The organism is Streptomyces sp. NPDC002328 (assembly GCF_042890065.1).
Lineage (GTDB): Bacteria > Actinomycetota > Actinomycetes > Streptomycetales > Streptomycetaceae > Streptomyces.
The window spans coordinates 26,609-51,313 of the sequence record NZ_JBIARQ010000025.1 but is presented as its reverse complement, the minus strand read 5'-3'; the positions used below and the strand labels follow the sequence as shown (position 1 = coordinate 51,313).

Annotated in this window: 19 protein-coding genes; 9 read left to right on the top strand and 10 right to left on the bottom strand. The window is 74.1% G+C overall.

Annotated elements, in window-relative coordinates:
- Positions 1 to 19: 19 nt before the first annotated feature.
- Positions 20 to 214, bottom strand: coding sequence for a hypothetical protein (locus ACFYX4_RS36870; protein ID WP_389343324.1), 195 nt, complete (start codon positions 212 to 214; stop codon positions 20 to 22).
- Positions 215 to 475: 261 nt separating this feature from the next.
- On the opposite strand from ACFYX4_RS36870, the gene ACFYX4_RS36865 reads away from it, so the two are divergent.
- The 5 genes from ACFYX4_RS36865 (at position 476) to ACFYX4_RS36845 (ending at position 6,038) form a co-directional block, all read left to right on the top strand.
- Positions 476 to 868: an ankyrin repeat domain-containing protein gene (locus ACFYX4_RS36865; RefSeq protein WP_389343321.1), complete on the top strand. Its 393-nt coding sequence runs from the start codon at positions 476 to 478 to the stop codon at positions 866 to 868.
- 325 nt (positions 869 to 1,193) lie between these two features.
- A complete protein-coding gene (locus ACFYX4_RS36860; RefSeq protein ID WP_389343318.1) occupies positions 1,194 to 2,615 on the top strand; it encodes a HEAT repeat domain-containing protein in 1,422 nt (473 codons plus the stop codon).
- A 218-nt stretch (positions 2,616 to 2,833) separates the two neighbouring features.
- Positions 2,834 to 3,961, top strand: coding sequence for a glycosyltransferase family 4 protein (locus ACFYX4_RS36855; protein ID WP_389343315.1), 1,128 nt, complete (start codon positions 2,834 to 2,836; stop codon positions 3,959 to 3,961).
- Complete coding sequence (locus tag ACFYX4_RS36850) at positions 3,958 to 5,190, top strand: glycosyltransferase (protein ID WP_389343312.1); 1,233 nt, start codon at positions 3,958 to 3,960, stop codon at positions 5,188 to 5,190. Before ACFYX4_RS36855 ends, ACFYX4_RS36850 begins: the two co-directional genes overlap by 4 nt.
- Positions 5,187 to 6,038, top strand: a complete 852-nt coding sequence (locus tag ACFYX4_RS36845; RefSeq protein WP_389343309.1) for an SGNH/GDSL hydrolase family protein — start codon at positions 5,187 to 5,189, stop codon at positions 6,036 to 6,038. Before ACFYX4_RS36850 ends, ACFYX4_RS36845 begins: the two co-directional genes overlap by 4 nt.
- Before the next feature lie 30 nt (positions 6,039 to 6,068).
- Here the strand turns inward: ACFYX4_RS36845 and ACFYX4_RS36840 are convergent, their stop codons facing one another.
- Genes ACFYX4_RS36840 through ACFYX4_RS36820 form a run of 5 tightly spaced genes read right to left on the bottom strand, consistent with a single transcriptional unit; the run spans position 6,069 to position 10,552 of the window.
- A complete protein-coding gene (locus ACFYX4_RS36840; protein ID WP_389343306.1) occupies positions 6,069 to 6,959 on the bottom strand; it encodes a biotin-dependent carboxyltransferase family protein in 891 nt (296 codons plus the stop codon).
- A complete protein-coding gene (locus tag ACFYX4_RS36835) occupies positions 6,956 to 7,633 on the bottom strand; it encodes an allophanate hydrolase subunit 1 (RefSeq protein ID WP_389343303.1) in 678 nt (225 codons plus the stop codon). The genes ACFYX4_RS36840 and ACFYX4_RS36835 overlap by 4 nt, the downstream gene beginning before the upstream one ends.
- A complete protein-coding gene (locus ACFYX4_RS36830; RefSeq protein WP_389343300.1) occupies positions 7,630 to 8,403 on the bottom strand; it encodes a LamB/YcsF family protein in 774 nt (257 codons plus the stop codon). The genes ACFYX4_RS36835 and ACFYX4_RS36830 overlap by 4 nt, the downstream gene beginning before the upstream one ends.
- Before the next feature lie 20 nt (positions 8,404 to 8,423).
- Positions 8,424 to 9,254 (bottom strand): putative hydro-lyase, encoded by an 831-nt coding sequence (locus ACFYX4_RS36825; RefSeq protein WP_389343297.1) that lies wholly within the window; start codon positions 9,252 to 9,254, stop codon positions 8,424 to 8,426.
- Positions 9,251 to 10,552, bottom strand: a complete 1,302-nt coding sequence (locus ACFYX4_RS36820; protein WP_389343294.1) for an MFS transporter — start codon at positions 10,550 to 10,552, stop codon at positions 9,251 to 9,253. The genes ACFYX4_RS36825 and ACFYX4_RS36820 overlap by 4 nt, the downstream gene beginning before the upstream one ends.
- 171 nt (positions 10,553 to 10,723) lie before the next feature.
- On the opposite strand from ACFYX4_RS36820, the gene ACFYX4_RS36815 reads away from it, so the two are divergent.
- From ACFYX4_RS36815 to ACFYX4_RS36800, 4 genes are all read left to right on the top strand, one after another.
- The gene (locus tag ACFYX4_RS36815) at positions 10,724 to 11,434 is read left to right on the top strand and encodes a GntR family transcriptional regulator (protein WP_389343291.1); all 711 of its coding nucleotides are present in this window, start codon (positions 10,724 to 10,726) and stop codon (positions 11,432 to 11,434) included.
- A 138-nt stretch (positions 11,435 to 11,572) separates the two neighbouring features.
- Positions 11,573 to 13,111, top strand: a complete 1,539-nt coding sequence (locus ACFYX4_RS36810) for a hypothetical protein (RefSeq protein ID WP_389343288.1) — start codon at positions 11,573 to 11,575, stop codon at positions 13,109 to 13,111.
- Between the two features lie 103 nt (positions 13,112 to 13,214).
- A complete protein-coding gene (locus ACFYX4_RS36805) occupies positions 13,215 to 14,090 on the top strand; it encodes a hypothetical protein (protein WP_389343285.1) in 876 nt (291 codons plus the stop codon).
- A 113-nt stretch (positions 14,091 to 14,203) separates the two neighbouring features.
- Positions 14,204 to 18,829 (top strand): hypothetical protein, encoded by a 4,626-nt coding sequence (locus ACFYX4_RS36800; RefSeq protein ID WP_389343282.1) that lies wholly within the window; start codon positions 14,204 to 14,206, stop codon positions 18,827 to 18,829.
- Between the two features lie 6 nt (positions 18,830 to 18,835).
- Here the strand turns inward: ACFYX4_RS36800 and ACFYX4_RS36795 are convergent, their stop codons facing one another.
- The 4 genes from ACFYX4_RS36795 to ACFYX4_RS36780 form a co-directional block, all read right to left on the bottom strand.
- Entirely contained in the window at positions 18,836 to 20,416 is a 1,581-nt protein-coding gene (locus tag ACFYX4_RS36795) for a GMC family oxidoreductase (RefSeq protein WP_389343279.1), read from the bottom strand.
- Positions 20,417 to 20,428: 12 nt separating this feature from the next.
- On the bottom strand, positions 20,429 to 22,015 hold the full coding sequence (locus ACFYX4_RS36790; protein WP_389343276.1) for an APC family permease: 1,587 nt from the start codon (positions 22,013 to 22,015) through the stop codon (positions 20,429 to 20,431).
- Between the two features lie 97 nt (positions 22,016 to 22,112).
- Positions 22,113 to 23,579 carry an aldehyde dehydrogenase family protein gene (locus ACFYX4_RS36785; RefSeq protein ID WP_389343273.1) on the bottom strand — a complete coding sequence of 489 codons (1,467 nt, stop codon included), beginning with the start codon at positions 23,577 to 23,579 and terminating at the stop codon, positions 22,113 to 22,115.
- A complete protein-coding gene (locus ACFYX4_RS36780) occupies positions 23,572 to 24,702 on the bottom strand; it encodes an aromatic ring-hydroxylating dioxygenase subunit alpha (protein ID WP_389343270.1) in 1,131 nt (376 codons plus the stop codon). The genes ACFYX4_RS36785 and ACFYX4_RS36780 overlap by 8 nt, the downstream gene beginning before the upstream one ends.
- Between the last annotated feature and the right edge of the window lie 3 nt (positions 24,703 to 24,705).

Here is a 24,705-nt window from a genome sequence, read left to right as displayed (position 1 = left end):
ACGGCGGTGACGGGCGGCGTCAGAACTTGATGCCGCCCAGGAGGCTCGCCAGGCTCTCACCGCCGGCCTTGATGCTGGGGGCGATGGCCGTACTGGCCAGGTAGAAGCCGAAGAGGGCCGCCACCAGGGCGTGCGACGCCTTGAGCCCGTCCTTGCGGAAGAACAGGAAGACGATGATGCCGAGCAGGACCACACCTGAGATGGACAGGATCATTGGGGTTCTCCTGGTTCGTGGGGACAGTCACCATGAGTACTTCCAGGATCACAGCATGTATCTATACGATTAAAGGTGCAACTGGGTGAAATTCGGGAGATTTCCCCCGGTTGGCGGAAGCCCTGACGGGGTGCCTGAGCAGCGGAGTTGCGTCGAACGGGTCCCGCGGTGATCTTTGCCTCCGACGGATCCCGTCATGTGCCGGGCGAGCCAGTACCCTGGCGATTCACCTGAATGGTTGTGACGAGAGGCGGTCCGACGATGACCGAAGCCCCCGACCCCGAGGTCGTGGAGCTGGCGAGCAAGATCTTCGAGCTGGCCCGCCAGGGCCGGACCGAGCCGCTCGTGGCGTACGTCGACGCGGGCGTTCCGGCCAACCTCACCAACGACCGCGGCGACTCCCTGGTGATGCTCGCCGCGTACCACGGCCACGCCGAGGCGGTACGGGCCCTGCTGGGCCGCGGAGCCGAGGCCGACCGGATCAACGACCGGGGCCAGACCCCGCTCGCCGGAGCCGTCTTCAAGGGGGAGACGGAGGTCGTCAAGGCCCTCGTCGAGGCCGGCGCCGACCCGTCCGCGGGGACCCCCTCGGCCGTCGACACGGCCAGGATGTTCGGCCGGCTGGAGCTGCTCGAACTGTTCGGGGCGTACTGAACCGACCGCTCCTGAGCAGTCGGAACGAAGCTCCTGACCAGGTAGGACGACGAACACGGGGGAGGCGGTACGGGGCCGCCGGATATTTCGGTCGCGGCAGGAAGAACAGCCGGGTCATCATGACGTCGTGATTCACGGACGCGATGGCTGGGCAGGTGTTGCCGCACCGCGCGGGCCGTGATGCGGTCCGCATGGGCCACCGACGAGAGGCAGAGAGAGATGGTCTACAACAAGCAAGAGACGGCGGGCGCCCCGACGTGTTGTCACGTGGCCTGGTAACGCGTGTTCCCCGGTTGCGTCGACGCTTGATGTGAGGCTGTTTCCCATGTTCGATCCGGTCATAGCGCCCAGCGGCACGTTGCTCGGCCTGCTTCAGCGGGGCCGCGGCGACGGCACACTGCACGCGCTCACCGCACCCCGCCGAGAGGCGCTCGCGGCCCTCAACCACTGTGTGCTGCGCGATCCCCGCCACGACTGGCAGGTGGAGAACCGCTCCCTCTACTACGCCCGGCTCTTCCTCGACCTGGGCGGCGAACTCGACGAGATCGAGGCGCACCTCTTCGACGTCGAGGACGCCTTCGACACCGAGGAGTCCCGCACCGGACTCGCCCTGGCCGTCCTCGGCCATCTCGCCTCCTACGGCAGGCGGGACGCCCTGGAACTGCTGCGCCGGTACGCGGCCTCGGGCGCCAACTGGGCCTGGGCCCTCGACGAGCTCGCCCTGCGCGACGACGACGCCGGGCTGCGCGCCCTCGCCGCCCCGGTGCTCGCGCGGTTCGCCACCGACGCCGAGGGTGAGGCCGAGCTGGCCGCCGTCGTGCGGGACTCCTTCGAGCCACGGCCCTGGCGGCTGTGGGCGGAGGACCCGCGCGAGTACGTCTCCACGCGGGTGCGTGCCGCCCAGGAAGCCGGCTGCTTCGACCGCTGGCAGCGGCAGATGAACCCCACCGGGCCCCGCCCCGGCTGGAGCGTCCAGGCCGTCTTCGACTGGGCCCAGCAAGGCCTCGAACGAGGCGCCGCGCTCCATGTCCCGGCCGCCCGATGTCTGGCCGCCGTGGCCGGTCCCGAGGACCGGCCGGAGATCGTGCGGGCGGCGCAGGACGGCACCGACGGCGCCCGGTGCACCGCCCTGCGCTATCTTGCCGACAGCGACGACCCCGACGCCCTCGACCTGGTCGAACGGGCCGTCGTCACCGGCTCGACCGCCGTGGTGGAGGCGGCCGTCGACGCCTTCGAACGCATGCGCGGTCCGGCCGCCGTCGACCGCGCCCGGGGCTGGGCCCACCGGCCCGACGCCCTCGGCGCCGCCGCCGGCCGCATGCTCGCCTGCCGGGGCGGCACCCGCGACAGCGACCTCGTCCTCGGCGCGCTGCGCGAGGCCGTACGCGGCGAGGGCTGCGACGCGCCGACCCTGTGGACCCTGGTCGACGGCGCGGGACGGCTCGGCATCGCGTGCGCGGCCCCCGTGCTGCGCCATATCTACCGCGAGACCGCCTCGTCCCATCTGCGCGGGCGCTGCGCCCGCGCACTGGCCGCCACCGATCCCTCCTTCGCCACCGGCTTCGCCGTCGAGTGCCTGTGGGACTGCGAGGAGACCACCCGCGAGATCGCCGCCCGGCACGCCGAGACCGGTGACGCCCGGGTCGTCGAACGGCTGCGCCGGCTCGCCGCCGACCCGGCCGAGGAGGCGGAGGTCCAGACGGCGGTGCGCAGCCGCATCGGACCGGACGCGGCCTCCACCATGTGATCGGGCCGGACGCGGCCTCGGCCATGTGACGGCGCCCGCGGCGGCGGATCCGCAGGGCCGAGGTCCGCCCGCCGGGTGAACCCCGGGTGACCCGCAGGTCGGACCGGCATGGACGCCGTCTGACCTGCTCGGGTGCGCGGGGCAACGCTCACAGGACGTTTGTCGTCCGGAAAGATCCACGTTGACGCGGCCACGTCCAGCGCGGCGACAACACCGGTATGCGTGTCGTCATCGTGACCGAATCCTTTCCCCCCGACGTGAACGGCGTGGCCCACTGCGCGCTCCAGACCGCCCGGCACCTCGTAGATCGCGGTCACCGCCCGCTCGTCGTCGCGCCGGCCACCGCCGCCGGCCCCGGACCCGACGCCGGCGCCCCGTGCCCCGTCGTCCGCGTCCCCTCCCTCCCGCTCCCCGGCTACCCCCAGGTCCGCGTCGCCCTCCCCAGCCGGCGCGTCGCCTCGGCCATCGTCGAACACGGCGCCGACCTGGTCCATCTCGCCAGCCCCTTCGTCCTGGGCGTGCGGGGCATGGCCGCCGCCGCCCGCCTCGGCGTCCCCGCCGTCGCCGTCTACCAGACCGACCTGGCCGGCTACGCCCGCACCTACGTCCACGCGGGCGAGGCGGCCGCCTGGCGGCGCATCCGCTCCGTGCACGCCGCCGCCGACCTCACCCTCGCCCCCTCCACCGCGGCCCTCGGCGACCTGGAGGCGCACGACGTGCCCCGGGTCAAGCTGTGGCCGCGCGGCGTGGACACCGTCCGCTTCCGCCCCGACCTGCGCGACGACGCGCTGCGGCGCGAACTCGCCCCGAACGGCGAGGTGATCGTCGGCTACGTCGGGCGGCTCGCCCCCGAGAAGCAGGTCGAACTCCTCTCCGGGGTGTGCGGCCTGCCGGGCGTGCGGGTCGTCGTGGTGGGCGACGGGCCCAGCCGGCCGGGCCTGGCCGAGGCGCTGCCCGGCGCGGTCTTCCTGGGCCGCCGCACCGGCGACGAACTCGCCCGGGTCTTCGCCTCGCTCGACGTCTTCGCGCACACCGGCCCCTTCGAGACGTTCTGCCAGACCGTGCAGGAGGCCATGGCGAGCGGTGTGCCGGTCGTCGCGCCCGCCGCCGGCGGTCCCCTCGACCTCGTCGCCCACGGGCGCACCGGGCTGCTCGTGCCCCCGCGCGACGCCGCCGCCGTGCGGGACGCCGTGGGGTCGCTGGTCGCCGACCCCCTGCGCCGGGCCGCCTACGGGGCCGCCGGACGGGCCATGGTCGAGGGGCGCACCTGGGCCGCCGTCGGCGACCAGCTGATCGGCCACTACGCGGACGTGCTCACCGGACGCCGACTGGTGGTGGCGGCATGAGCGCCGCGCCGCGCGGGCCGCTGCGCATCGTCCGCCTCGCCAATTTCGTCGCCCCCGCCTCGGGCGGACTGCGCACGGCCCTGCGCGAACTGGGCAAGGGCTACCGCGCCGCCGGCCACGAGCCGGTCCTGATCGTGCCCGGCGAGCGGGCGAGCGACCGGGACACCGAGCAGGGCCGGGTGATCACCCTGCCCGGACCGCTGCTGCCAGGCACCGGCGGCTACCGCGTCCTCACCGACAAGCGGCGCGTCGCCCGCCTGCTGGAGGAGCTCGCGCCCGACCGCCTGGAGGTCTCCGACCGCACGACGTTGCGGTGGACCGGCAAGTGGGCGCGGCGCGCCCGCGTCCCCGCCGTCATGGTCTCCCACGAGACCGCCGACGGCGTGCTGCGCACCTGGGGAGTGCCGGAAGGGGCCGCGCGGCGGGCCGCCGACACGCTCAACCTCCGTACGGCGCACACCTACGCGCGCGTGGTGTGCACCACCGAGTTCGCCGAGCGGGAGTTCGTGCGCGTCGGGGCCCGCAACGTGGTGCGGGCCCCGCTCGGCGTCGACCTCGTCGAACGGAGCCCCGCGCTGCGCGACGCGGCACTGCGCGCTCGCTACGCGCGCGAGGACGAGGCGCTGCTCGTGACCTGCACGCGACTGTCGGTGGAGAAACGGCCCGGCACGGCGCTGGACGCGCTGGAGGCCCTGGTGCGGCGCGGCCGGCGCGCGGTGCTGGTGGTCGCCGGGGACGGGCCGCTGCGCGGCCGGCTCGAACAGCGGGCGCGGGAGCGCGGGCTCCCGGTCGTCTTCCTGGGGCACGTCCTCGACCGCGGTGCGCTGGGCGCCCTCCAGGCCTCGGCGGACGTGTGCCTGGCCCCGGGGCCTGCTGAAACGTTTGGCCTCGCGGCGTTGGAGGCGATGGCGTGCGGGACCCCGGTCGTGGTGAGCGCCTCGTCGGCGCTGCCCGAGGTGATCGGCTCCGCCGGGGCCGTCGCGGCCGACCGGGGGCCCGCCTTCGCGGACGCCGTGCGCACGCTCCTGGACCGGCCGGTGGCGGAGCGGCGGGAGGCGGCACGCGCGCGTGCCGAGTGCTTCGGGTGGGCGGCGTCGGTGGAGGCGTTCCTCGCGGCGCACGACGCGGCGGTGCGGGTCGCGACGGTGCACGACGCGACGTTGGTGGACGAGCCCCGCGTCTCCGGAGGCTCCGTTTCTGAAACGTCCGTCTCCGGAGGGCTGGGATGAGACCCGTCCGCTTCGTGGCCCTCGGGGACTCCCTCACCGAGGGCGTCGGGGACCCCGTGGGCGGCGGGTGGCGCGGCTGGGCCGCGCTGCTCGTGGCCGGCCTCGGCGAGGGACCGGTGGAGTTCACCAACCTCGCGGTCAGCGGGTCCCAGACACGGGACGTGCTGGAAGGCCAGCTCCCGGCCGGGCTGGCGCTGCGGCCCGACCTCGTCTCCGTCGTCGTCGGCGTCAACGACACCCTGCGCTGCACCTTTGACATCCACGCCGTCGCCGCCCGGCTCGACACGGTGTACGGCGCGCTGACCGGGCAGGGCGCGGTCCTGCTCACCGCGTGCCTGCCCGACCCGGGGGCGATGCTGGGTCTGCCCGGCGCGCTCGCCCGCCCCCTCGCCCGACGGCAGCGCGCGGTCAACGCCGTCGTCCACGCGCTGTCCGACCGGTACGGGGCCGTCCACCTGCACGCGTGCGAGGGCGCGTGGCTGACGGACCGCGCGATGTGGAGCGCGGACCGGCTCCACCCCGGCGAGCGGGGGCACCGGCAGCTCGCCGTGCGCTTCCACGCGCTGCTCGCGGAGGCCGGCCTCGCGACGGGCCCCGCGCCCTCGCCCGAGCCGGCGTCCCCGGCGCCGACCACCACGGCCGGCCTGTGGTGGCTGGCCACCGCGGGCACCGGCTGGGTGGCCCGGCGGTGCGCCGACCTGCTGCCGCAGCTGCTCGCGCTGGCCGCCGACGAGCTGCGGCACCGCGCGCGCGGCACGAGCGCCCGCCTCGATCTGCGGGCCTCCGCGGCGGTGTCGGCCGCCCTGGCCTCACTGTCGGTGGCGGAACGGCGACCGGACGCCGCGTAGCGGCCCCGTCCGTCGGGGGCGCGGCCCGCGTCAGCGACGGCGTGCCGCCGTGAAGCGCGGCCGTACCGCCAGGAAGCGGATCGGCGTTCCCGGGACCGCCTGGGCGGCGGCGGGAAGGTCGGACCGGTCGACGACGCCGATCACCGGATAGCCCCCGGTGGTCGGATGGTCGGCCAGGAAGACCACGGGCCGGCCGTCCGGGGGCACCTGGACCGCGCCCAGCACCATGCCCTCGCTGGGGAGTTCGCCGGGCCGGGCGCGTTCAAGGGCGGGGCCCTCCGTGCGCAGCCCGATGCGGTTGCTCGACGTCGACACGCGGTACGCGCGCGTGGTGAACGCGCGCATCGCCCGCGGTGTGAACCAGTCGTCGCGCGGGCCCGGCGTCACCCGCAGGACGAGTTCGGCCGGCGGCGCGGGCTGCGGGGCGACGTCCACGCGTGTGTGCGGCGCGGGCGGTGGCCCCAGGGGGAGGACCGTGCCGTCCGTGAGGGGTGCCGGGCCCAGGCCCGACAGCAGGTCCGTCGAGCGGCTGCCCAGGACGCGTTCGACGGTGATCCCGCCGGCCACGGCCACATAGCTGCGCACCCCGGCCAGCGCCGGTCCGGCCTCCAGCAGCGCACCGGACGGCACGTGCACCGGGGCGCCCCAGGCGACGGGCCGGCCGTCGAGCGTGACGGGGCAGGGCGCGCCGCCGACGGCCACGGTGACCGGGCAACGCGGGCGCACGGCGCAGCCGTTGAGCGTCGTCTCCAGGACCGCCGCGTCCGGCGCATTGCCGACCAGCCGGTTGACGAGCGCCGCCGCGGGCGCGTCCAGCGCGCCGGACAGGGGCACGCCGAGGTGCGCGTGACCGGGGCGGCCACGGTCCTGGACGGTGGTGAGCGCCCCGGCGCGGACGACGGCCAGCGCACGGTCGGTCATCCGGCGGCCCCCTCTCCCGCGCCCCGGGCCCCGGCCGTCCCCGTCGCCCCGGCCGCTCCCGTCGCCCCCGTCGGGACGAAGCGCACGCGCGTGCCCGGTGTCAGCAGGGCCGCGGGCACGCGCGTGTGGTCCCACAGCACCGCGTCCGTGGTGCCGATCAGCTGCCAGCCGCCCGGAGACGCGCGCGGGTACACGCCCGTGTACGGGCCGGCCAGTGCCACCGAGCCCGCCGGGACGGCCGTACGCGGAGTGGCCCGGCGCGGGACGTCGTAGCGCGGCGGCAGACCGGTCAGATAGCCGAAGCCGGGTGCGAAGCCGCAGAACGCGACATGGAACTCGGTGGCCGCGTGGACGCGCGCCACCTCGTGCTCCGGGACGCCCCAGTGGGCGGCCACGTCGGCGAGATCGGGGCCGTCGTAGCGCACCGGCAGGTCGATCACCGCGCCCGAGGGCGGGGGAGCGGGCGGGACGGCGGCGGAGGACAGTTCGGCGGCCCAGCGGACCGGGTCGGCCAGGCCGTCGAGGAGGACCGTGCGGGCCGCGGGGACGATCTCGCGGACGGCGAGCGAGCCCTCCGCGCGGCGTCGCAGCAGCTCCGCGTGCAGGGCCTCGGCCTCCTCGCCCGAGCTCACCTCGACGAGCAGGGCGTCCGTGCCGACGGGCAGCGCCCTCACGCGAACGCCTCCACCCGTACCCCCGACTCCTCCAGCCGCCGCCGGACCCGGCGGGCCAGCTCCACCGCGCCGGGCGTGTCGCCGTGCACGCACAGGGAACGCGCGCGTACGTCGATGCGCGTCCCCGTCAGGGAGGCGACCGTGCCGGACCGGGCCAGCTCCACCGACCGTTCCACGACGGCGTCCGGGTCGGCGACCACGGCCCCCGCCCGGCCGCGCGGCACGAGCGTGCCCTCGTCGGTGTACGCGCGGTCCGCGAACGCCTCCGGGACGGCCGCCAGGCCCGCCTCCGCGGCCAGCCGGAGCAGACGCGAGCCGGGCAGCCCCAGCACGGGCAGCCCCGGCACGGGCGGCGCGGAGCCGGCGAGGAGCACGCCGGCGACCACGGCCGCGGCCTGCTCCTCGTCGTGGACGACCCGGTTGTAGAGCGCGCCGTGCGGCTTGACGTACGCCACGCGCGCGCCCGCCGCTCGCGCGAAGACCTCCAGGGCGCCGATCTGGTAGGCCACCTCGGCGGTCAGTTCGGCGGGCGGCACGTCCATCGCGCGCCGCCCGAATCCGGCGAGGTCCCGGTAGGAGACCTGAGCGCCGATGGTCACGCCCCGCTCGGCCGCCAGCTCGCACACCCGCCGCATCGTGGGCGCGTCCCCGGCGTGGAAGCCGCAGGCCACGTTGGCGCTGGTGACGACGGACAGCAGGCGCTCGTCGTCGGTCAGCTCCCAGCGGCCGAAGCCCTCGCCGAGGTCGGCGTTCAGATCGATCACGGTCATGGATCTCTCGGGTCTCCTTCTCAGGCTACGCGGTACTGCTCGTCACGGGCGTCGGTGAGGAACATCTGCCCCGGGGCGTGGGTGAGGGCGAACGGCGGGCGCGAGGCCGTCACCGCGGCCTGCGGGGTCACTCCGCAGGCCCAGAACACCGGGATGTCGTCCGGCTCGACGTCCACCGAATCCCCGAAGTCGGGGCGGCCGAGGTCCTCGATGCCGAGCGCCGACGGATCGCCGCAGTGCACGGGGCCGCCGTGCACCGCCGGGAGCAGACTGCTCTCCCGGATCGCCGCCGCCAGGCGCTCCGGCGGCACCGGGCGCATGGACACCACCATCGGCCCGTGCAGCCGCCCCGCCGGACGGCACTGACGGTCCGTCACGTACATCGGGACGTTGCGCCCCTGCTCGACGTGCCGGATCGGGACGCCCGCCCGCGACAGCGCCCACTCGAAGGTGAAGCTGCACCCGAGGAGGAACGTCACCAGGTCGTCCCGCCAGTACGCGCGCACGTCCGTCGGCTCGTCCGTCAACTCGCCGTCCCGCCACACCCGGTAGCGCGGCAGGTCGGTGCGCAGGTCCGCGCCCTCCGCCAGCACGGTCCGCCAGGACCCGGCGTCGGTGACGTCCAGCACGGGACAGGGCTTCGGGTTGCGCTGGCAGAACAGCAGCATGTCGTACGCCCAGTCCGCGGGCACCGAGATCAGGTTGACCTGGGTGTGACCGGCCGCGACGCCCGCCGTGGGGCCCGTGAGGCCGTCCCGGAAGCGGGCCCGGGCGGTTCGCGGGCTCCACGCGTGCGCGTGCTCGTCGACGAGGGTCAGCGGGCGGTCCTCGGCGAAGGTCCGACGGTTCACTCCAACTCCTTCCCGCGCGTCTCCGGCAGCCCCAGCAGCGCCAGGGCCGCGATGCCGTAGCCGATCGCGCCGAAGACCAGCGCGCCGCCCACACCCCAACTGTCGGCGAGGAAGCCGACGGTGGTGGGGAAGACGGCGCCGACGGCGCGCCCGGTGTTGTACGTGAAGCCCTGCCCCGTGCCGCGCACGGCCGTCGGGTACAGCTCGCTCAGGAAGGACCCGAAGCCGCTGAAGATCGCCGACATGCAGAACCCGAGCGGGAAGCCCAGCACGAGCAGCAGGGTGTCGGCGCCGCTCGGGATGTTCGCGTACGCCAGGATGCAGACCGCCGACAGCAGGGCGAACAGCCAGATGTTGCGGCGCCGGCCCAGCCGGTCGGTGAGATGGCCTCCGGTGAGGTAGCCGAGGAAGGCGCCGGAGATCAGCAGCGTCAGATAGCCGCCCGTGTTGACCACCGACAGGCCGCGCTCGGTCTTCAGATACGTCGGCACCCAGGTCGCCAGCGTGTAGTAGCCGCCTTGGACGCCGGTGGACAGCAGGACCGCGAAGACCGTGGTGCGCAGCAGAGGGCCCTTGAAGATGGCCGGGAAGGAGCCCCTGTCGGCGCTCTTCTCGCGGGCGGCGGCGGCCTGCGGGGCGTCCTGCACCCGGCGCCGCATCCACACCACCAGCACGGCGGGCAGCGCGCCGGTCCAGAACATCACCCGCCAGGCCATGTCGTCGCCGACGAACGAGAAGACCAGCGTGTACACGATCGCGGCCAGGCCCCAGCCGACGGCCCACGAGCTCTGGACGACGCCGAGGGTGCGGCCGCGGTGCCGGGCGCTCGCGTACTCGGCGACGAGGATCGCGCCGACCGCCCACTCGCCGCCGAAGCCGAGCCCCTGGAGGGCGCGGAAGACGAGCAGCGTCTCGTAGGTGGGCGCGAAGCCGCACGCGACGGTGAACACGGCGTAGGTGATCACCGTGATCATCAGGGCCCTGACCCGGCCGATCCGGTCGGCGAGCACGCCCGCGAGGGCGCCGCCGACCGCCGAGGCGATCAGGGTGACGGTGGTGAACAGGCCGGTCTGGCCGCTGTCCAGGCCGAAGTACGCCGCCAGCGCGACCATGCTCAGCGGCAGCGTGAAGTAGTCGTAGGAGTCGAGGGCGTAGCCGCCGAACGCGCCGGCGAAGGCGCGTCGGCCGCGCGGGCCGAGGGCGCGCAGCCAGCCGAACGCGCCGTCCTCGGCGGTCGGGCCGGCCTGCGCGGGGCGGGGGCCGGTGGGCGGGGCCTGCGGTGGAGGGGTCGTGCTCAAGGGGCACCTCGCAGAAGGGGGGAGGGTGCTGGATGTGAGCCGTGCCGTGCGCGAATCCCGGGCGCCGCGGTGGGGACGGGGCGGTACCGGTGTCAGCAAGGTAGAGGATCGTTGAACGATCCTTCAATACCCCTGTTGTTTCGTTCTCCTCCCTGCGATTGAATTCCGGGCATGGCAGAGCAGCTTGCGGGACTGGCCGACGACCGGGCCCTCCTGGGCCGCACCAGCACGGCCGAGCGGGTCTCGGACATCCTCAGGAGCCGTATCGCCGAGGGCTACTTCCCGCCCGGCACACGGCTGTCGGAGGACAGCATCGGCGGGGCGCTCGGCGTCTCCCGCAACACGCTCCGCGAGGCGTTCCGCCTGCTCACCCATGAACGACTCCTCGTCCACGAACTCAACCGGGGCGTCTTCGTCCGCGTCCTGACCGTCGAGGACGTGGAGGACATCTACCGCACGCGCGCCCTCGTCGAGTGCGCCGTCGTCCGCGGGCTGGGGGAGCCCCCGTACGGGCTGGACCGGCTGCGGGCGGCCGTCACCGAGGGCCACGTCGCGGCCGCCGGGAACGACTGGAAAGGGCTGGGCACCGCCAACATCCACTTCCACCGGGAACTGGTGGCGCTCGCGGGCAGCGCTCGCACCGACGAGCTGATGCGCAGCGTCTTCGCCGAACTGCGGCTCGCCTTCCACGTCGTCGACGACCCCCGACGGCTGCACGAGCCGTACCTCGCGCGCAACCGCCGGATCCTCCACGCGCTGGAGTCCGGCGACAAGGCCGCCGCGGAGGACCTGCTCGCGGTCTACCTCCGGGATTCGCTGGAGCGGATCGTCGAGGTGTACCGGCGCAGGGTGGGCGACGAGGGACGGGCCGCCGGCGTCTGACACTTCGGCGTCCGAGACTTCGGCGTCCGAGGCCCGGCGTCAGAGGCCCGCGTCCGAGGCCCGGCGGCTCGGGCCCCGCCGCCTGGGGCTCCGGCGTCGTTTGGGTCGTTGTCAGACCGAGGACCTAGTCTGTGCACCGTGACTTCGCCTGCATCGACGGACCGTGCTTCCGACGCTCCGCCCCAGCTCAGCGCGGGACCGCGCCCGGCGCCGGGCCCGGCCGCCGACGAGGGGCTGGCGCGGCGGCTGCGCGCGCTCGCCTGCACGGCGCCGATCCACGACCTCGACGCGCGCAAGGCCAACCTCGCCGGTGAGTACTCGGTGTACGGCATGGCGGAGATCGCCCTCGCCGCCATCGACCTCGTCACACTCAACATGGACTTCGACACCGGCGCCGACCACGACCAGATCGTCGCCCGCCTCGTCCCGCGCATCGCCGCACAGGCCCCGCGGCGGCCCGGCGAGGAACACGAGCGCGTGGCCCGCTGGGTCCTGGAGAACCTGATCAACGTCGGCAGCGTCGACCGGGGCTTCCGCGCCGTCTACGGCACCTTCGCGTCCGACGGCAGCTACGTCCGCCGCGACTACGACTTCAAGCTGATCGAGGAGGTCCCCGGCTACGGCGGCGCGGTCTACCTCCGCACCACGGACGAGGCCGTCAACGTCCTCGTCGGCGCCCTCGACACCGACGTCACCAGCGCGCAGATCGCCGCCGAGGTCAAGCTGGAGGTCCTCATCCGGCGCGGGCGTCTCGCCGACGCCCAACTCGCTGCCGAACAGGCCCGCTACCGCACCGTGCAGTACTCCGAGACGCTGCGGCGCGCCCTGGAGGCGACCCGGCGCAACGTGCGCGCGGTGGACTGGCTCAACGCCGTGCCCGACATGATCGCCGAGGCCCTCGAACACGTCGCCGACCGCTACCGCCACGAGAACGCGATCCTCACCAACATCCGCAAGGCCCGCGACGAGATCGAGGACGCGGAGAACAAGCGGCGGGCCGCCGAACTCGTCGACATCGTCAAGGACTGCATCCGCCGGCACACCCAGCTCCAGTCCCGGCTGCTGGAAGCCGGCCCCCTGTTCCGCGCCGAGCAGGACCGGCAGGCCTTCGCCACCCCGCTGACCTCCTCCGGCATAGACCTCTACGGGCATCTCGTCGCCCCCGTGCTGCCGCTGCCCCTGGAGCAGGCCGTCCGGGTCACCGACGCGTTCTTCGCGCGCGGCACCGGACTGCGCACGCCCGCCTCCGTGCGCGTCGGCGACCTCGTCGACCTGCTGCTGACGCCCCCCGTGGAGCGGGAGCACCTGGGCGCGGAGATGCCGGAGCCCGACCTCATCGCCACCCCGGACGACAGCCGGTTCAGCGAGGAACAGCTCGCCGCCGCCAAGGAGTTGCTCGACCTGCCCGCCGACGCGCCGCGCCGGCTCTCGGGACTGCTCGCCGAGGCGCGGCGCACCGGCGACCACGATCTGCCGTACCTGGTGGCGCTGTTGGCGGTGCACGCGGCGAGCCCCGCGGTCGGCACCGCCTACCGGCAGGGCGAGCAGAAGCTGCTGTTCGCCGTGGACGACGGCACGGAGCTGGACGATCCCGAGTTCGGCGGCGCCGACCTGATAGTGGGGACGGCGCTGCTGGACGCGGCCGGCATGGCCGCCGACCGGACGGAGGCCGCGTGACGCCCCACGGCGACCGCGTGCCGCGCCCGCCCCGGCACCGCGCCCCCGCAGCCCCTCAGCCAGTCCCACGCACCCCTGTTCCCGAGACCGAGGAGTTCTCGCCGTGACCGAGCACGTCGACCGGAGTGAGCCGGAGGCCGCCGCGCCGGTGTCCGCCGCCGTCACCCCCGCCGACGCCGCCGACGCCGCCCGGCTCGTCGCCTTCGGGCTCCAGCCCAAGACGCAGCCCGCGCGGGACCAGGAGTACACGGAGCTGCTGCGGCGCTACCGGGAGGACCCGGCGTTCGCGCGGCTCGCCGACGCCGTGGCCACCGGCCTCGGGCTGGTGGTCCTGGAGGTGTCCCCGCGCGCGGGAATGGCCGTGACCGCCGCCGAGGACTCGGTGTTCGCCGTGCGGATGGGCGACTACGCGCGCCGGACGTCCGCCGACGGCGGCGACCGCTTCCTGCACGGGCTCGCGCATCTCGCCGTCGCCGCCATGGCGTTCCCGCGGCCCGAGGACCTCGCCGACGACGGCTACATCGGCCGGGTCAGCGTCAACGGCGTCGACGCCTTCGTACGGCAGGCCTGCCGCCGGCTGGAGGAACGGGCGCAGGAGCAGGGCGAGAACACCGACCCGGCCACCGACGCGCCCGGCCTGGAGACCGCCTGGCGGATCTGGGTGCGGCGCAGCGCCACCGGAGCCACCAAGGACGCGCGCCGGCTGGCGGGTTCGACGACCGGGATCGTCGGCAAGGCCGTCGCCTTCCTCACCGACTCCGGCTTCCTCCAGCGCACCGGCGACGACAACGGCGGCACCTACCGCACGACCGCCCGCTACCAGCTCCAGGTGCGGGACATGGCCGGCGGCGCCGCCATGGCCGAACTGCTGGAACTGGGCGTCGTCCCGATCACCGACGGCACGCCGACGCTGATGCCCGCCGAGGAGAGCGACGACCTGGAACTGGTGGCCGACGCCGGACTGCCGTTCCACTCCTGAACAGCCCACGCCGCCACCGCTCCACCCACCGCCCCCGAACCGCCGCCCCACGATCCGCCACCACCCCCGATCCGCAGCCCCACCGATCCGCCGAAGACCTACGAGAGTCCGCCATGTACGAGCTGTCCCGCGTCCGCCTCTACTCCATCGGGCCCGCCGGCGCGCGCTACGCCGACACCGTGCTCGACCTGCGGGGCGTGGGCGGCGTCGTGCCCGACCCCGCCCCGACGCAGGCGGAGTTCTTCGAGGAGGAGCCCGTCGGCCCGCCCCGCCGGCCCGCGCCCGCCGGCGTGCTCTTCCTGGAGAACGGCGGCGGCAAGTCCGTCCTGCTCAAGCTGATCTTCTCGGTGATGCTGCCCGGCCACCGCAACACCCTCGGCGGCGCCAGCTCCGGCGTGCTGCGCAAGTTCCTCCTCGCCGACGACTGCGGGCACGTCGCCCTGGAATGGCAGCACGTGCTGACCGGCGAGTGCGTCGTCGTCGGCAAGGTCAGCGAATGGCGCGGCCGCCAGGTGTCCAACGACCCGCGCAAGTTCGCCGAGGCCTGGTACTCGTTCCGGCCCGGCCCCGGACTCACCCTCGACAACCTGCCCGTCGCCGAGTCCACCGCCGTACGGCCGTCCGTCGAGGGCCAGTCGGGGGCGCAGGGACGGCGGCGCACCATGAAGGGCTTCCGCGACGCCCTCACCGAGGCCGGCAAGGCCTACCCGCATCTGGAGGTGCACTGGGAGGAGATCCACGACCGGTGGATCGAGCACCTCGGCGACCTCGGCCTCGACCCCGAACTCTTCCGCTACCAGCGGGAGATGAACGCCGACGAGGGCGAGGCCGCCGGCCTGTTCGCGGTCAAGAAGGACTCCGACTTCACCGACCTGCTGCTGCGGGCGGTCACCGACACCCGCGACACCGACGGCCTCGCCGACCTCGTCAGCGGCTTCGGCAACAAGCTGGGACGGCGCGCCGAGCTGATCGCCGAACGGGAGTTCACCGCCGGCTCGGTCGACCTGCTCGGGCGGATCGTCGAGGCCGCCGACGCGCGGGCACGCGCGCGTGACGTCCACACCGGCGCCGAGCGGCGCACCCGCACCCTCGCGCGACGGCTGTCCGCGCGGGGCGTACGGGAGCGGACGCGCGCCGCGGACCTCGCCCAGCGGGTCACGGCCGCCGCCTACGCCGTCACGCACTCCGAGGGCGCCCGCGAGCGCAGCGCGCTGATCGCCGCCGAACTCGCCTACCGGCACGCCTCCCTGGCGCTCGCCGGCGCCGAGAAGTCCGCCGCCGCGCAGAAACGCGAACTCGCCGACGCGCGCACCCTGCACTCCGCCTGGCAGGCCGCCGAGGCCGTCCTGCGCCACCGTGCCGCCGCCGACCGCGTCGCGCGGGTGTCCGCCGCGATCCAGGAGGCCGAACGGGACGCCGCCCCCGCCCTCGCCGCCCGCGCCAAGGCCGCCGTCGACCTCGTCCGGGCCCTGCACGCGGCGGCCGAGAGCGCCGAGGCCCTCGCCGACGAGGAGGAGGAGCGCTCCGCCGGGCTCCAGGAGGCCGGCGAGACCGCGTACCGGGACTCCACCTCCGCCGCCACCGAGGCCCAGCGCGCCCGCAGCGAGATCGGCCATCTGCGCCAGCGCCTCACGGAGGTCGAGCAGGAGACCGCCGAAGCCGTGCGCGCGGGCTGGCTGGACGACAGCGCGCCCGACGCCGACCCCGCCCGCGCCGCCCTCGCCGCCAGCGACGCCGAGAAGACCACCGTCGCCGCCTGGGACACCGCGCGGGAGGAGGCCCGCCGGGCGTCCGAGCACGCGCGCGAGGCCGCCTCCGCCGAGTCCCGCGCCGAGCTGACCGCGGCCCGCGCCGCGGACGCCGCCACCGGCTCCCAGCGCTCGTACGAGGCCGAGAGCCGGCTCGCCGAGGCCCTGGCCGCCGAGGAGCGCCTCGCGGAACTGCTGGGCGTCACCGGCGGCACCGCCCGCCGCGTCATCCCGCAGCCCCGCTCGGGCGACGAGAGCGCCGACACCGGCCTCGCCCCCGAGGACCTCGACCGATGCGCCGACGAACTGCGCGAACTCCTCGACGACGCCGTCTCCTCCGCCGAACGCCAGCTCTTCGAGCTGCGCACCGCCGCCGCCGACGACTCCCGCATCCTCGGCGCGCTCGGCGACGGCGGACTCCTGCCGCCCGGCCCGGACGTCCTGGCCACCGTGGAGTTCCTCGGCGAGCACGGCATCCCCGCCCTGCCCGGCTGGCGCTACCTCGCCCAGGCAGTCGCCCCCGCCGACCACGCCCGCGTGCTCGCCGCCCGGCCCGAACTCGTCGACGGCGTGATCATCACCGATCCCGCGTCGCACGCACGCGCGCGTGAGGCGCTCAGCGACGCCGCCCTGCTGCCCCGCTCCGCCGTGGCCGTCGGCACCGCCGCCGCCCTCCTCGCCCCCACCCCGCCGCCCGACGCCGACCCCGCCCGGCAGCAGGACGTGTTCCTCGTGCCGCCGAACCCGGCCATGCACGACGAGCACGCCGCCGACGAGGAGCGGCAGACGCTGCGCGCCCGGGCCACCGAGCGAGACGAGGAGATCCGCCGCCTCGCGGCCCGGCTCGGCAAGGACCGCGAGCTCGCCGCACGTCTCACCTCCTGGCGCACCGGCTGCCCGGCCGGACGGCTCACCGAACTGGCGCAAGCCGCGGCGCAGACCCGCGCGTTCGCCGAGGAGTCCGAAGCCGAGCTGGCCGAGGCGCGGACCGTCCGCGCGGAGGCCGACGAGGCCGCCGCCGAGGCCGCGCAGGTCCGCGACGAACGCCAGGAGGCCGCGCAGCGGGCCCGGCGCGCCGCCGACGCCCTCGCCGGACTCGCCTTCCGGCTCCGCGAACGCGCCGGCTGGCAGGTCAAACTGCGCGAACTCGCCGACGAGGCCGCCGAGTCCGAGGCCCGCGCCCAGACCTGCCTGGAGCGGGCCCGCGCCGCCGACGAGGACCGCCGCGCCGCCCAGCGCGCCGCCGACGACGCCCGCCGCACCGCGCGTGCGCTGCGCGCCGAACGCGCCGAGATCGCCGGCGCCCCCGACGACGTCCCCGCGGACGACACCGACGCGCCCAGGGCGTCCCTGCCCGCCCTGCGCGAGGCCTACCGGGCCGCCTCCCAGCTGTACGAGAAGGTCGGCGTCGGCGCCGACCTGCGCGCCGAGCAGGCCCGCGCCGAGAGCGACGAGAGCGCGGCCCGCGCCGAACTCGACCGGCTCAGCAACAAGGTCCGCACGCGCGCGGAGCAACTGCTCCAGTCGCCCGACGGCTCCGACGGGCCGTCGAGGCAGGCCGCCGCCGCCCGCGCCGAGGAGCTGGTGCAGCTCCTGGAGACCCGGATGTCCACCGCGAGCGAGCAGCTCGGCCGGCTGCGCGGCGAGGCCGAACGGCTCGCACCCGAGGACGGCGAGACCCACACCGAGCTGTCCGAGGAGCTCCAGCCACGCGACGCCGAGCACGCGCAGGCCCTGCTGCGCACCGCCACCGGCGAACTCTCCTCCCGCGTCGAGGCGTTGAACCAGGCCCGCGAGGCGCACGCCGAACTGCTGGCGGCCCACCGGGCCGCCGAGGACGCGGCCGGCGGCTTCGACGAGATCGCCGCGATGCTCCGCGACCTGCTGCGCGAGCACACCCCCGAGGACGACCAGGAGACGCCGGAGCCCTACCCCGGCACCCTGGAGGAGGCCCGCCACTCGGCCGCCGAGACCCGCCGCTCCCTGCGCGGCTGCGCCGCCGACCTGTCGGCCGCCGAGTCCGCCGTCCGCGAGGCGAGCGACGTCCTCGTCCGGCACGCCAACTCCACGCGCTACGAGCAGGTCCGCACCCCCGCCCGGCAGCAGATCCGCGAACTGCCCGCCTCCGCGCTGCCCGACCACGCGAAGAAGTGGGCCGACGCCTTCGCGCCCCGACTGCGGGTCCTCACCGACGAGTTGGAGCAGCTGGAACGCAACCGCGACTCGATCGTGGACCGCCTGCGGGGCCTGGTCGAGTCGGCCCTCGCCACGCTGCGCTCCGCCCAGCGGCTGTCCCGGCTGCCCGAAGGGCTCGGCGAGTGGTCCGGGCAGGAGTTCCTGCGCATCCGCTTCGACGAGCCCGACCAGGCCACCCTCATCGAGCGGCTCGGCGAGGTCGTCGACGAGGCGACCCGGGCCGCCGTCAAGAAGAACTCCGACCTGCGGCGCGACGGCATGTCCCTGCTGCTGCGCGGAGTCGGCGCCGCTCTCCAGCCCAAGGGCGTCGCCGTCGAGATCCTCAAGCCCGACGCCGTGCTGCGCGCCGAGCGGGTGCCCGTCGGCCAGATGGGCGATGTGTTCTCCGGCGGCCAGCTGCTCACCGCGGCCATCGCCCTGTACTGCACGATGGCCGCGCTCAGGTCGAACGACCGGGGCCGCGACAAGCACCGGCACGCCGGCACGCTGTTCCTCGACAACCCCATCGGTCGCGCCAACGCGACCTATCTGCTGGAGCTCCAGCGAGCCGTCTCGGACGCGCTGGGCGTCCAACTCCTGTACACCACGGGCCTCTTCGACACGACGGCGCTGGCGGAGTTCCCCCTCGTCATCCGCCTGCGCAACGACGCCGACCTCAGGGCGGGCCTGAAGTACATCAGCGTCGAGGAACACCTCCGCCCGGGACTGCCCCAGCAGCCCCAGGCGGGGGAGGCGGTACGCAGCGAGATCACGGCGACACGGATGTACAAGCGCCCGGCGCCGAGCGCGCCCTAGGGGTTTTTACGCGTCCTCTCGCACGAGGTCGGCGCACTTCTCGCCGATCATCATCGTCGTGATGCACGGGTTCACCGCGATCAGCTCCGGCATCACCGAGCCGTCCGCGACCCGCAGCCCCTCGACCCCCTTGACCCGCAGCCGCGCGTCCAGCGGGGCCGAGGGGTCGTCGTCCGCGCCCATCTTCACGGTGCAGGACGGGTGGTAGACGGTGTTGTGGGTCTTGCGGATGTAGTCGAGCAGCTCCTCGTCCGAGCGGACGTCGGGCCCGGGGGCCAGCTCCGCCCCCGCCCAGTCGCTCAGCGCGGGCTGCGCGGCGATACGGCGGGCCAGCCGCAGCCCGTACGTCATCACCCGTACGTCGTGCTCATGGGTGAAGTACCGGGGATCGACGCGGGGTTTGTCCCGGTAGTCCCGTGTCCGCAGCCGCACCGTCCCCCGTGACCTCGCCTTCGTCACGTTGGGGGTGAGGCAGAACGCGTTCTCGGAGGTGGGGTAGCCGTGCCGGGCGGTGTTCATGTCGAACGGCACCGACCCGTAGTGGAACATCAGGTCCGGCCGGTCGAGGCCCGGCTCGGTGTCGTAGAAGACGCCCGCCTCCCACCACTGGGAGGAGGCCGTGGGCATGGGCTGCCGGGCCTCCCACATGATCACGCCCTCGGGATGGTCCTGGAGGTTCTCCCCGACGCCCGCGGAGTCGACCACGACCTCCACACCGACCTCGCGCAGCTGCGCGGCCGGTCCGATGCCCGACAGCATCAGCAGCTTCGGCGAGTCGATCGACCCGCACGAGACGATCACCTCGCGCCGGGCCCGTACCGTCCGGGTGTGGACCAGGCCGGGGTCCAGGTACGCTGCGCCCACGCAGCGCCGCCCCTCCAGCACCAGCCTCTTGGCGCGGACGCCGGTGCGGACGTCCAGGTTGGGCCGCTTGCCCAGGACCGGGTGGAGGTAGGCCACGGACGACGACTGACGGACGTTGTTCTCGTCGGAGTTGATCTGGAACCAGTTGGCGCCCCGCACGACCGTCCGGCCGGTGTTGAAGCCGACCGTCGGTATCCCGGCCTGCGCGCACGCCTCCAGCAGGGCGGTCCCGCACGGGTCCTCGCCCTTCAGCGTGCGCAGTCGCACCGGGCCGGTGCGTCCGTGGTGGCCGCCGGGGGCGTCGTTGTTCTCCAGCCGCCGGAACAGCGGGAAGAGGTCGGCCGCGCTCCAGCCCGCGCAGCCGGCCGCCGCCCAGTCGTCGAGATCCTCGGCCGGCGCCCAGAAGGCGATGCAGGAGTTGTGCGACGAGCAGCCGCCCAGCACCTTCGCGCGCGCGTGCCGCAGGTAGTCGTTGCCGCAGGCCTGCGGCTCCACCGGGTAGTCCCAGTCGTAGCCGGACTCCAGCAGGCCCATCCAGCGCTCCAGCCGCAGGACGTCGTCGTCGCCGACGTCGCTCGGGCCCGCCTCCAGCACGCACACCGTCACCGATGGGTCCTCGGAGAGCCGGGCCGCGACCACGTTGCCGGCCGTGCCGCCGCCGACCACGACGTAGTCGAACACGTCGGCGTCGATGAGATCGCGGTCCATGAGATGGCTGTCCATGAGCCGGCCCCCTCAGTCGCCCGCCGGAGCGGTGTGCGGAGCGGACGGTGCGGACGGTGCGGCGGGGTCCGCGAGGCGGTGCTCGGCGAGGACGCCGGTGCGGTGCCGCTGGACGAACCAGTAGTAGGCGAAGCCGCCGCCCGCGATGACGGCGACGAACAGGACGGCTCCCCACTGGAGATACCAGTGGAAGGGCGCGGTCGCGTTGTAGACCGAGGCCCGCGGCCAGATCAGGTTGACCGTCATCACCGTGCCCCAGAGCACCGCGACGATGTTGACGGGCAGCCCCCAGCGGCCGAGCGAGAACTTCCCGTCGCCCGCGGGCTGCCACCGGCCGCGCAGTCGCGCCACCAGCATCGGAGCCGTCACGCCCAGATAGGCGAGGTAGATCATGATGATGCCGATGCTGGTCACGACGGTGAAGATCTGCGGCTGGCGGATGTTGACCACGAGGATCGACAGCGCCAGCACACCGATGATCACCGTGGGCAGCACGGGCGTCTGGAAACGGGGGTGGCAGCGGGCCAGCCGTGCGGACCCGGGCAGGTTGTTGTCCCGCGCCATCGCGAACGCCAGCCGCACCGCCGCCGTGTGCACGGCCAGCGCGCACACCGTGACCGCGATCAGCACGCACCACAGCATCGCCTTGCCGGCCGTCGGACCGAGCACGTCGAGCACGATGTACTGGAGGCCGTCCGTGGACAGCTGCTCGCCCTTCAGACTGGACACGCTCATCAGCGCGAGCAGCAGGATCAGCCCGCCCAGCACGAACGAGGCGACGATCGCCCGGATGATGGCGCGAGGCGCGTTGCGGGACGGGTCGAGGGACTCCTCGCCCAGCGAGGCGGCCGTGTCGAAGCCGTACATGACGTACGCCGACGCCAGCGAGGCCACCAGGAAAGCGCCGAGATACCCGGCCCCGTAGCCGGCCCCGGTGCCGTTGGTCTCCAGCACGACCTGCGGGCCGCGGGTGATGTGCACGGCGAGCAGGACGATCAGCACGACGGTGGCGATCAACTCGATGAAGACGCCCGCCGTGTTGATCCGCGCCATCAGCTTGACGCCGAAGGCGTTCACCAGGGTGGTGAACAGGATCAGCACCGCGGCCAGGATCACCGCGTTGGTCGCCACGTCGTAGGTGCCGGAGCCGTCGCCGACGAACTGGAAGAACGACGAGATCTGCGGCAGCGTCAGCTGGTAGGCGAGCGCCACCGCCGAGATCGACACGATCGAGGCGATCAGCATCATCCAGCCGGCCAGCCAGCCCAGATGCGGATTGCCTATCTTCTTCGACCAGTTGTAGACCGAGCCCGCGACCGGGTACCGGGCGGCCAGCTCGGCGAAGCACAGGGCGACCATGAACTGGCCGACGAAGACCATCGGCCACGACCACCAGTATGCGGGGCCGCCGCTGCCGTAGCCGAAGTAGAACAGCTGGAAGGTGCCGGTCAGGATGGAGATGTAGCTGATGCCGGCGGCGAAGGTGTGGAAGTTGCCCAGTGTGCGCTTGAGTTCGGGTCTGTAGCCGAACTCGGCGAGCTCGGCGTCGTCCTGGCCGTCCGGGCCGTGCTGACCGGACGGTTGCGCGGTTGTCGTCATTGAGCGGACTCCTCGTGGGCCGGGGAAGGGGAGGGAGCGGCTCTGCGGGTGCCGTGGACGGTGGGGCAGGTGGGGCGGGAGGGGGGCAGGAGGGGCGCTAGTCGAACCACCCCTGCGGGGACGGGGCGGTGTTGCGCCAGACGTGCTTCGTCTCGCGGTACTCGGCGAGTCCCGAGGGCCCGAGTTCGCGGCCGAAGCCGGACTGCTTGTAGCCGCCCCACTCGGCCTGCGGGACGTAGGGGTGGTAGTCGTTGATCCAGACCGTGCCGAGGCGCAGCCGGGCGGCGACCCGCGCCGCCTTCGCCCCGTCGGTCGTCCACACGGCCCCGGCGAGGCCGTAGACGGTGTCGTTCGCGAGCCGGACCGCCTCCTCCTCGTCGGTGAACCGCTCGACGGTCAGCACGGGACCGAAGGACTCCTCCCGCACCACCGACATCCCCGCGGCGCACTCGTCGAGCACCGTGGGCGGGTAGTAGAAGCCCCCGTCGAGACCCGCGCCGGACGGGCGCTCTCCGCCGCAGCGCAGCACGGCGCCTTCCGCCACGCCCCGGGCCACATACGCCTCGACCTTCGCGCGATGGGCCGCGGAGATCAGCGGCCCGGTCTGCGCCCGCTCGTCGAACGGCCCGCCGAGCCGGATCTCCGCCGCCCGCCGCACGACCTCGTCGACGAACCGGTCGTGCAGTGAGTCCTCGACCAGGAGCCGCGCCCCCGCCGAGCACACCTGACCGGAGTGCAGGAACACCGCGGTCAGCGCCATGTCGACGGCGGTGTCGAAGTCGGCGTCGGCGAAGACGACGTTGGGGTTCTTGCCGCCGAGTTCGAGGGCGACCTTCTTCACCGTCCCGGCCGCCGCCGCCATCAGCCGCCGTCCGGTCTGGAGCCCGCCCGTGAACGAGACCAGGTCCACGTCCGGATGGTCGCCCAGCGGGGCCCCCGCCTCCGGGCCCGCGCCCAGGACCAGGTTGGCCGCGCCCGGCGGCAGCCCGGCCTCGTCCAGCAGCCGGGTCAGACGGATCGCGGTGTGCGGGGTCAGCTCGCTCGGTTTCAGCACGAAGGTGTTCCCGGCCGCCAGCGCCGGTGCCACCTTCCACGCGGTCTGGAGCAGCGGGTAGTTCCACGGCGTGATGAGCGCGCACACGCCCACCGGCTCGTGCACCACCCGGCTCTCGACGTCGTCCCGGCCCGTGTCGACGACCCGGTCCGCCTCCTGTGCCGCGAGCCGCCCGAACCAGCGGAAGCAGGCGACCACGTCATCGACGTCGTACGCGCTCTCCACCAGCCGTTTCCCCGTGTCCAGCGACTCGGTGCGGGCCAGTGCGTCCTTGTCGCGGACGAGGAGGTCCGCCACCCGCAGCAGCAGGTCGCCGCGCTCGGCCGCCGGGGTGCGCGGCCACGGGCCGGTGTCGAAGGCGCGCCGGGCGGCCGCGATCGCCTCGACGGTGTCCTTGCCGCCCGCCTCGTCGACCACCCCCACCAGGGAGCCGTCGGCGGGACAGCGGATCTCCCGGGTGCGCCCGTCGAGAGCGCCCCGCCACCCGCCGTCGATGAACAGGTCAGGCATGGCCGCCTCCGAGTCTCTCCACGAGCCACTCGTGGAAGATCTGGATGTGGTGCTCGTTGGGCACCAGCACACCACCCCCGCGGTACGCCCGCGAGGACATCGCCGGCTGCGTCCGTTCACAGGCCTCGAAGTCCTGGACGTTCACCCTGTGAAACAGCTCCACCGACTTCGACACGTCCGCCCCGGACCCGACGACCTCCGGCGCGTACAGCCAGTCGCACTCGACGACCGTGCGGTCCTCGGCGAGCGGGAACATGCGGTGCAGGATCACATGGTCCGGGACGAGGTTGACGAACACCGTCGGCTTGACGGTGATCGCGTAGTAGCGGCGGTCCTGGTCGGCGGAGACCTCCGGGAGCTTCGCGAAGCCCTCGCTGCCGTCGACCGTGAAGCCCCGGACCTCCTCACCGAACTCGGCACCGTGCCCCACGTAGTACTGGGCCGCGTAACCGTCCGCGAACTCCGGTAGCACGTCGGTGAGTTCGGGATGGATCGTCGCGCAGTGGTAGCACTCCATGAAGTTCTCGACGATGAGCTTCCAGTTGGCCTTCACGTCATAGGTGATGCGTTTGCCGAGCGCGAGGTTCTCCGCGCCGTAGTGCTCGATCGCCGCCGGGTCGCCGAGCCGTTCCACGGCCGCGGACACGACGGTGTCCTCGAAGGAGGGCGGTTCGTCGGCCAGACACACCCAGGCGTAGCCGAGCCACTCCCGCAGCGCCACCTTGACCAGCCCGTACGCGACCCGGTCGACGTCGGGCATCTTGATCAGGTTCGGCGCGGCGATCAGCCGGCCGTCCAGGTCGTACGTCCAGGCGTGGTACAGGCATTGCAGGGTGCGCCGGATCTCGCCGGACTCCTGCGTGCACAGCCGGGCCCCGCGGTGGCGGCAGACGTTGAGGAAGGCGCGCAGCTCCCCCGTGCGGGTCCGGGTGATGATGACGTTCTCGCGGCCCACCTGGACCGTGCGGAAGGCGCCGGGCCGGTCGAGGTCGGCGCATCGGACGGCGCAGAACCACATCGACTCGAAGACGTGCTCCTGCTCCTGCCGGAAGATCTCCGGGTCGGTGTAGTAGCTGCCCGGCAGGGTCGCGATGAGGCTGGGGGAGAGAGGGGTCGTCGTCACGTG

Excerpts from the sequence above, each read along its gene's own strand:
- ACFYX4_RS36850 (WP_389343312.1), top strand. The coding sequence starts at position 3,958 with ATGAGCGCCGCGCCGCGCGGGCCGCTGCGCATCGTCCGCCTCGCCAAT.
- ACFYX4_RS36860 (WP_389343318.1), top strand. The coding sequence starts at position 1,194 with ATGTTCGATCCGGTCATAGCGCCCAGCGGCACGTTGCTCGGCCTGCTT.
- ACFYX4_RS36840 (WP_389343306.1), bottom strand. The coding sequence starts at position 6,959 with ATGACCGACCGTGCGCTGGCCGTCGTCCGCGCCGGGGCGCTCACCACC.
- ACFYX4_RS36830 (WP_389343300.1), bottom strand. The coding sequence starts at position 8,403 with ATGACCGTGATCGATCTGAACGCCGACCTCGGCGAGGGCTTCGGCCGC.
- ACFYX4_RS36855 (WP_389343315.1), top strand. The coding sequence starts at position 2,834 with ATGCGTGTCGTCATCGTGACCGAATCCTTTCCCCCCGACGTGAACGGC.
- ACFYX4_RS36865 (WP_389343321.1), top strand. The coding sequence starts at position 476 with ATGACCGAAGCCCCCGACCCCGAGGTCGTGGAGCTGGCGAGCAAGATC.
- ACFYX4_RS36870 (WP_389343324.1), bottom strand. The coding sequence starts at position 214 with ATGATCCTGTCCATCTCAGGTGTGGTCCTGCTCGGCATCATCGTCTTC.
- ACFYX4_RS36815 (WP_389343291.1), top strand. The coding sequence starts at position 10,724 with ATGGCAGAGCAGCTTGCGGGACTGGCCGACGACCGGGCCCTCCTGGGC.
- ACFYX4_RS36795 (WP_389343279.1), bottom strand. The coding sequence starts at position 20,416 with ATGGACAGCCATCTCATGGACCGCGATCTCATCGACGCCGACGTGTTC.
- ACFYX4_RS36785 (WP_389343273.1), bottom strand. The coding sequence starts at position 23,579 with ATGCCTGACCTGTTCATCGACGGCGGGTGGCGGGGCGCTCTCGACGGG.
- ACFYX4_RS36800 (WP_389343282.1), top strand. The coding sequence starts at position 14,204 with ATGTACGAGCTGTCCCGCGTCCGCCTCTACTCCATCGGGCCCGCCGGC.
- ACFYX4_RS36790 (WP_389343276.1), bottom strand. The coding sequence starts at position 22,015 with ATGACGACAACCGCGCAACCGTCCGGTCAGCACGGCCCGGACGGCCAG.
- ACFYX4_RS36845 (WP_389343309.1), top strand. The coding sequence starts at position 5,187 with ATGAGACCCGTCCGCTTCGTGGCCCTCGGGGACTCCCTCACCGAGGGC.